The 6,637-nt window shown below is 64.3% G+C and carries 6 protein-coding genes; 3 read left to right on the plus strand and 3 right to left on the minus strand.

Features of this window, described 5'->3' with window-relative positions:
* Positions 1-187: 187 nt before the first annotated feature.
* The 3 genes from B4N44_RS11680 to B4N44_RS11690 all read left to right on the plus strand — a co-directional run bounded on the left by B4N44_RS11680 (position 188) and on the right by B4N44_RS11690 (position 1,899).
* A complete protein-coding gene (locus B4N44_RS11680) occupies positions 188-607 on the plus strand; it encodes a rubrerythrin family protein (RefSeq protein WP_007194770.1) in 420 nt (139 codons plus the stop codon).
* 510 nt (positions 608-1,117) lie between these two features.
* Entirely contained in the window at positions 1,118-1,621 is a 504-nt protein-coding gene (locus B4N44_RS11685) for a hypothetical protein (RefSeq protein ID WP_296700961.1), read from the plus strand.
* Between the two features lie 5 nt (positions 1,622-1,626).
* On the plus strand, positions 1,627-1,899 hold the full coding sequence (locus B4N44_RS11690; RefSeq protein ID WP_296700963.1) for a BPTI/Kunitz domain-containing protein: 273 nt from the start codon (positions 1,627-1,629) through the stop codon (positions 1,897-1,899).
* 78 nt (positions 1,900-1,977) lie between these two features.
* On the opposite strand, the gene lpdA is transcribed toward B4N44_RS11690, so the two are convergent.
* The 3 genes from lpdA to B4N44_RS11705 all read right to left on the minus strand — a co-directional run.
* Positions 1,978-3,702: a dihydrolipoyl dehydrogenase gene (gene lpdA, locus B4N44_RS11695; protein ID WP_296700965.1), complete on the minus strand. Its 1,725-nt coding sequence runs from the start codon at positions 3,700-3,702 to the stop codon at positions 1,978-1,980.
* A 182-nt stretch (positions 3,703-3,884) separates the two neighbouring features.
* On the minus strand, positions 3,885-5,621 hold the full coding sequence (gene aceF / locus B4N44_RS11700) for a dihydrolipoyllysine-residue acetyltransferase (RefSeq protein WP_296700967.1): 1,737 nt from the start codon (positions 5,619-5,621) through the stop codon (positions 3,885-3,887).
* 210 nt (positions 5,622-5,831) lie between these two features.
* Positions 5,832-6,637, minus strand: an 806-nt coding sequence (locus tag B4N44_RS11705) for a transketolase-like TK C-terminal-containing protein (protein ID WP_414718144.1), incomplete at its 5' end; no start/stop codon positions are given.

A 6,637-nucleotide genomic window follows, 5' to 3' on the forward strand; every position in this document is an offset into this window, starting at 1 on the left:
AGATATAGCAGGTGCGCACGGACGCGTCGCCGCACCAGTTCACAGACTTGTCGAAGAGTGCTGTCGCCCATAAAAAGAGACGATCGGAGCCATTGGAACAAACAATTTCTGAAACGGCTTCGAGGTGACTAAGGTCGTGGGTGTAGGTTCAGCCAACCCCCGTTCATTCCATCGTGAGGAGATCGACATGGAGCTCAAGGGCAGCAAAACCGAAGAGAGTTTGAAGGAAGCCTTCGCGGGCGAGTCTCAGGCCAATCGCCGCTACCTCTACTTCGCCGCCAAGGCCGATGTCGAGGGCTACAACGATGTCGCGGCGGTTTTCCGCTCCACCGCCGAGGGTGAGACCGGCCATGCACACGGCCATCTCGAATATCTCGAAGCCGTCGGCGATCCGGCCACAGGTATGCCAATCGGCCCGACCGGCGACAACCTGCGTGCGGCCATCGCTGGCGAGACCCACGAGTACACCGATATGTACCCCGGCATGGCGAAGACGGCACGTGACGAAGGCTTCGACGAGGTCGCCGACTGGTTCGAGACGCTCGCCAAGGCCGAGCGCTCGCACGCCAACCGCTTCCAGAAGGCGCTCGACAACCTCGACGCTTAAACCATGTCCCGAGTCGACAGGTTAACTGATCGGCACGCTGGACGTAGTCGATACCAAAAGCGTCGACGTCGGATGCGCTTTAGAGATCAAGTGCTTTCGATGATCGACAGAGACCGAGCGACCGGCGACTAGGGACATGCGGGGGCGACTTGAGTCGCCCCTTCTCTCCTTCCCATGAGGCGCAGTCCGTTCGCCGAGGTCCGTCAATCGCCTTCACTGCTTCGCGGTGGCTCCTTGCAGCCCGCGCGTGCTTCACAGCCGCACGCAGCGCCCGTCGCCGCCGTATAATCGGCTCTCGACCTCGAGAATCCCAATCGCCCTGAGTCATGAGCTTCGCTGCCGCGCAAAGGCACGCAAGTTCAAAACTTGACCTTTGCTTGTCGGGGCTCGCCCCGCCTGAAACCTTTGTCATTCTTTAAACCGCGTCGGCTGCGACGCTTGAGGATGAATGCGACGCGGACTCAGCGTGAGAAGAGTGCCTGTTGCCACAGACGCGGTTTAAAGGACCCCATGGAAAGACTGCTTGAATGGATCAGCGCGCGTCGACCCTGTCGTCTCATCGAAGGCGAGCAAGGCGAGCCCTACCTCGAACGCTACTACCTCCTCGGCGCCTTCGGCTGGCATCTCTATCTGCACCGCTTCGTCGATTCGGATCCGGATCGCGGCCTTCACGATCACCCCTGGGGACATGCCTTGAGTCTGGTGCTCTCGGGCGGCTATGACGAGGTCCGTGGCCTCGACGGAGACTCTGAGCAGACTCGGGTGCGCTTCTGCGCTCCGGGGCGATTCAACAGGCTGCGCGGCTCGGACTATCACCGCGTGGTCTTGCGTGCAGGCATACCGGCGTGGACGATCTTCCTGCACGGCCCGAGGATCAAGGGTTGGGGATTCCGTCGAGGCGGGTCCGCCCAGGTCATGGCGAAGGACGGCAGCGAGTTTCGACATCGTGATTGGTGGAAACATGCACCGACGGGTGCACAGGTTCGAGCGACGGCGTGCAGACGATCTCGATGAGGACCATGAGGCTAAGCCGGTTTCGCGTTCAGGTGCTCGTGATCCTCGTGGCGGGCCTCGCGGGATGTGCCGCTGCTCCCACAGGAGGCGGTAGCGATGAGCTGCCCGTCGCCTGCCTCGTCAAACCCGACCCCGGCCCGTGCCGTTCCAATCAGCTCGGATTCTATTACGACTACCGAGACGATCGCTGCAAGGCATTTACCTACGGCGGCTGCGCGGGTCGGGTGCCGTTCCCGACCCTGCAGCAGTGTTTGGACTTCTGCGGGGCGAAGCGGTGACGCTTTAAACCGCGTCCAGAGCGACATGTGTCATTTCCAACACACTACGCATACCGCGCTGGGCGTGGTTTAAGCAGATCAGCGCTTCTTCGGCGGCAGCAGATCCGTGATCGAGCCGTGCGCCATCTCGGCGGCGAGTCCGATGGTCTCGTTCAGGGTCGGATGCGGGTGGATGGTCAGCCCGATGTCTTCCATGTCCGCCCCCATCTCGAGCGCCAGTACGGTCTCGCCGATCAACTCGCCGGCATTGGGGCCGACAATGCCTGCGCCCAGGATGCGTTTGGTCTCGGGATCGAACAGCAGCTTGGTCAGACCCTCGTCGCGATGGATGCCGAGCGCGCGACCGCTCGCCGCCCAGGGGAAGACGCCCTTCTCGTAGGCGATACCCTTGGCCTTGGCATCGGTCTCCGTGAGGCCCATCCAGGCCACCTCGGGGTCGGTGTAGGCGACCGACGGGATGGTCATGGGGTCGAAGAGTGCAGGCATGCCGGCGATCACCTCGGCCGCGACCTTGGCCTCGTGTGTGGCCTTGTGGGCGAGCATGGGTCCGCCGACCACGTCGCCGATCGCGAAGATGTTCGGGACGTTGGTGCGCATGTGGGCATCGACCTTGATGAATCCGTGCTGATCGACCTTCACGCCTGCGGCCTCGGCGTTGACCAGCTTGCCGTTCGGGCGTCGGCCGATCGCGACCAGCACTTTGTCGTAGACCTCTTCGCCCGGCTTTTTGCCCTCGAACACGACCTTGATGCCTTCGGCCGTGGCGCTCATCTGCGCGACCTTGGTCTCGAGTCGGATGGTGCTGTAGCGCTTCTTGATGACCTTCTCGAGCGCGCGCACCAGGTCGATGTCGGCCCCCGGCATCAGCTGATCCTTCATCTCCACGACCTCGACGGTCGAACCGAGCGCGCTGTAGACGCTCGCCATCTCGAGCCCGATGATGCCGCCACCCACGATCAGTAGACGCGCGGGGATGTCCGCGATCTCAAGCGCGTCTGTGGAGTCCATAACGCGCGGGTCGTCGTGCGGAAAGCCCGGGATCTTCATCGGTGCAGAGCCGCACGCGATGACGCAGTGGTCGAACAGGATCCGCACCGGACCGCCGGGTTGCGCTACGGCGATCCGATTGGGTGTCTCGAACCGACCGGTGCCCTGGATCACCTCGACACGGCGTTGTTTGGCCATGGCCGCGAGACCGCCGGTGAGCTTGGCAACCACCTGCTCCTTGCCGGCACGCATCTTGTCCAGATCGATCCGCGGCTCGCCGAAGGTGACGCCCATCGTGTCCAGCGTCTTGACCTCTTCGAGGATGGCAGCGGTATGCAGCAGGGCTTTGGAGGGGATACAACCGACGTTCAGGCAGACGCCGCCGAGTGTGTCGTAGCGCTCGATCAGGACGACCTTCTTGCCGAGGTCGGCGGCGCGGAAGGCGGCGGTGTAGCCGCCGGGACCGGCGCCGAGGACCACGACCTCCGTGACGATCTCCTGTGACGCGGCGGCCGTGCTCGCGGATTCCTTTCCCGCTTCGGTCACGCCCCGAGTTTGCGTCGCCTTGACCTCGAGCGTCATGATGAGCGTGCCTTCCGAGATCCGATCGCCGACCGCAACCTCGACCGTGCGCACGATCCCGGCACGCGGCGCAGGGATCTCCATGCTCGCCTTGTCGCTTTCGAGCGTGATCAGCGACGCCTCTTCGATCACCGAATCGCCCGGGGAGACCAAGACCTCGATGACCTCTACGTCTTTGAAGTCGCCGATGTCCGGTACCTTGACCTCGATGATGTCGCCGCTCTTGTCGTTCATGGTGTAATTCTTCTCTTGGGGCCGCAACGGCCGCGCGATGATGATGACTCGATAGCGCCCAATGCTAGACGAAAGCGTGTCGCGAGGCGAAACTCCCGACCCTATTCACAGCATTGGGTTCGGGCGCCGCGCTCGGGCATGAGGTGCTGCACCGGCACCTTCGCCGCTCCTCGGCGCCCGCCTCACAGCAGCAGCTGACGAAGATCCCCGAGCAGCTCCCCGAGCAGGCTGGTGAAGCGCGCCCCGTCCGCGCCGTCGACGACACGGTGGTCATACGACAGCGACAGCGGCAGCATGAGGCGCGGCTCGAAGCTCTGTCCGTTCCAAACCGGCTTGGTCGTCGCACGCGAGACCCCGAGGATGGCGACCTCGGGTGCGTTCACGATCGGCGTGAAGGCGGTCCCGCCGATGCCGCCGAGGCTGGAGATGGAGAAACAGCCGCCCTGCATGTCGCCGGGCAGCAGCTTGCCGGCGCGCGCCTTCTCACCGAGCTCGGACAGCTCGGCAGCCAGGGCAAAGATGCCCTTCTTGTCGACGTCGCGCACGACCGGGACAACCAGACCCTGCGGCGTATCGACCGCCACCCCGATGTGGGTAAAGTGCTTGAGCACCAGAGCCTCGCCGTCCGCCGTCAGCGACGCCTTGAGGACCGGCATTCGATTCAGTGCCGTGGCGACCGCCTTGAGCAGGAAGGGTACGAAGGTCAGTTTGATGCCCTTCTCGGCGGCCTGCATCTTTTGCCCCTTGCGGAAGTCTTCCAGCGAGGTGATGTCCGCCTCGTCGAACTGGGTGACGTGCGGCACCGAGATCCAGCTGCGGTGCAGGTGCCGACCGCTGAGCTTCTTGATCCGGGAGAGCTCGGTGACCTCGACCGGGCCGAACTTGGCGAAGTCGACCTCGGGCACGGCGGGCAGGGCGAAGGGCAGGGCAGTGCCGGCCCCGGTCGGGGCACCTTGCGCGAGTGCTTGCTTCACGAAGCCTTGGACGTCGTCTTTGAGCACCCGACCTTTCGGCCCAGACCCTTTGACGAATGTCAGGTCGACGCCGAGCTCGCGAGCGAAACGTCTGACGGCGGGACTCGCATGGGCCTTACGGCCCTTGGCGATCGCGGCCATGTCCTCGGGGCGCGGCAGCACCGGAGCGGGACGGCGCTCGGATTCGCCGGGCGCGCGTTTGGCACTGGATGCCGGACCCGGCGGAGCTTCGAGCTCTTCAGCGGTGTTTGCAGCCATCGGCGCGGCAGTTGCGATTGGCTCGCCGCTGCCGACCTCGCCTTCGGTGCGCAGTGTCAGGACGAGATCGCCCTGATTCAGGGTATCCCCCGCCTTGACGGCCAGCTCCTCGACGACCCCCGCGTAGGGCGAGGGGATCTCCATGGTCGCCTTGTCGCTCTCGAGCGTGAGGAGCGACTGGTCGACCTCGATGCGATCCCCCGGAGCAATCAGGACCTCGATCACCGGGATATCCGCGAAATCGCCGATATCGGGCAGGACGACGGAGATGGTTTCGCCACTGCTCGGCGTACGCGGCGGGGTTGACCTCGGAGCCTGCGGCGATGCCGGAGCAGGGGCTGTCGGACGCGTCGTCGCGGGACCAGCGCCCCGCTCGCTCGCCGCGGCTTGCGCAGATTGCCCTTCGGCTGAGGTCTCCTTGGATGGAGCCTCCTCCGAACCAGCCCCATCGGTCTCCAGCGTCATCAGCAGATCACCCTGACTGATTCGATCGCCGATCTTGACCTTCAACGCTCGGATGACCCCCGCCAACGGTGCTGGGATCTCGATGGTCGCCTTGTCGCTCTCCAAGCTCAGGATCGATTGCTCGGCCTCGATCCGGTCACCCGGCGCGACGAGGATCTCGATCACCTCGACGTCCGAGAAGTCCCCGATGTCCGGCAGCAGAATGTCTTCGACGGTTGCCACGCTCTGTCCTCCCTAAACCGCGTCCCGGGCGATCACGCCAGATCCCTGTGTCGCGTCGCTCGGCTTGACCCGAGCGCTTCGTCCCGGACGCGGTTCAGTCATCGATAGATAAGTATCCTAAACCGTGTCGACCGAGCCCTTCTTTGGTTCTTCATCGTCGGTCGACCCGCCGTATCACCGCATGGGATGACGGACGCGGTTTAGCGCGGTTCAGATCGTCACCGGGCTGGGTTTTTCCGGATCGATACGGTATTTCCGAATGGCCTCGGAGACCGTCGCGGTCGGGATCTCGCCCTCGTCCGCCAAGGCCTTCAGTGCCGCGACGGCGATGTAGTAACGATTCACCTCGAAGAATTTACGCAGCTGGCTGCGCATGTCGCTCCGCCCGAAGCCGTCGGTTCCCAGCACCAGGTAGTGGCGCGGGATGTAGGGGCGGATCTGGTCGGCGTAGGTCCGGACATAGTCGGTCGCGGCGATGATCGGGCCTTGGGTCCCGGACAGTTGCTCCTCGACAAAGGTGGTGCGCTGGGGCTGATCGGGGTGGAGCATATTCCAGCGCTCGACATCGATGCCTTCGCGCCGCAGCTCGTTGAAGCTGGTGACGCTCCAGACATCGGCGCCGACGCTGAAGTCCTTGGCGAGCAGCTCGGCTGCGGCCAAGACCTCGCGCAGGATGGTCCCGGCGCCGAGCAGCTGGACCCGATGCGTGTGCTCCTCGCCCTGATGAACCGGATACATGCCCTTGAGGATCCCGGCCTCGGCGCCCTCGGGCAGCGCCGGCTGAACGTAGTTCTCGTTCATTGCCGTGACGTAGTAGAAGACGTTTTCCTTCTCGCGATACATCCGGCGCAGGCCGTCCTGAACGATGACGGCGAGCTCGTAGGCGTAGGCCGGGTCGTAGGCGACACAGTTCGGGATGGTCGCCGCGACCACCATGCTGTGGCCGTCCTGATGCTGCAGACCCTCGCCGGCGAGCGTGGTGCGTCCGGCGGTGCCGCCGATCAGGAAGCCGCGCG

Origin of the sequence: Thiocapsa sp. UBA6158 (assembly GCF_002423035.1) — a bacterium.
Taxonomy (GTDB): Bacteria; Pseudomonadota; Gammaproteobacteria; order Chromatiales; family Chromatiaceae; genus Thiocapsa.

Bases quoted from the DNA above. Each gene is read 5' to 3' on its own strand.
- lpdA (WP_296700965.1), bottom strand. From the start codon at position 3,702: ATGAACGACAAGAGCGGCGACATCATCGAGGTCAAGGTACCGGACATC.
- B4N44_RS11685 (WP_296700961.1), top strand. From the start codon at position 1,118: ATGGAAAGACTGCTTGAATGGATCAGCGCGCGTCGACCCTGTCGTCTC.
- B4N44_RS11690 (WP_296700963.1), top strand. From the start codon at position 1,627: ATGAGGCTAAGCCGGTTTCGCGTTCAGGTGCTCGTGATCCTCGTGGCG.
- B4N44_RS11680 (WP_007194770.1), top strand. From the start codon at position 188: ATGGAGCTCAAGGGCAGCAAAACCGAAGAGAGTTTGAAGGAAGCCTTC.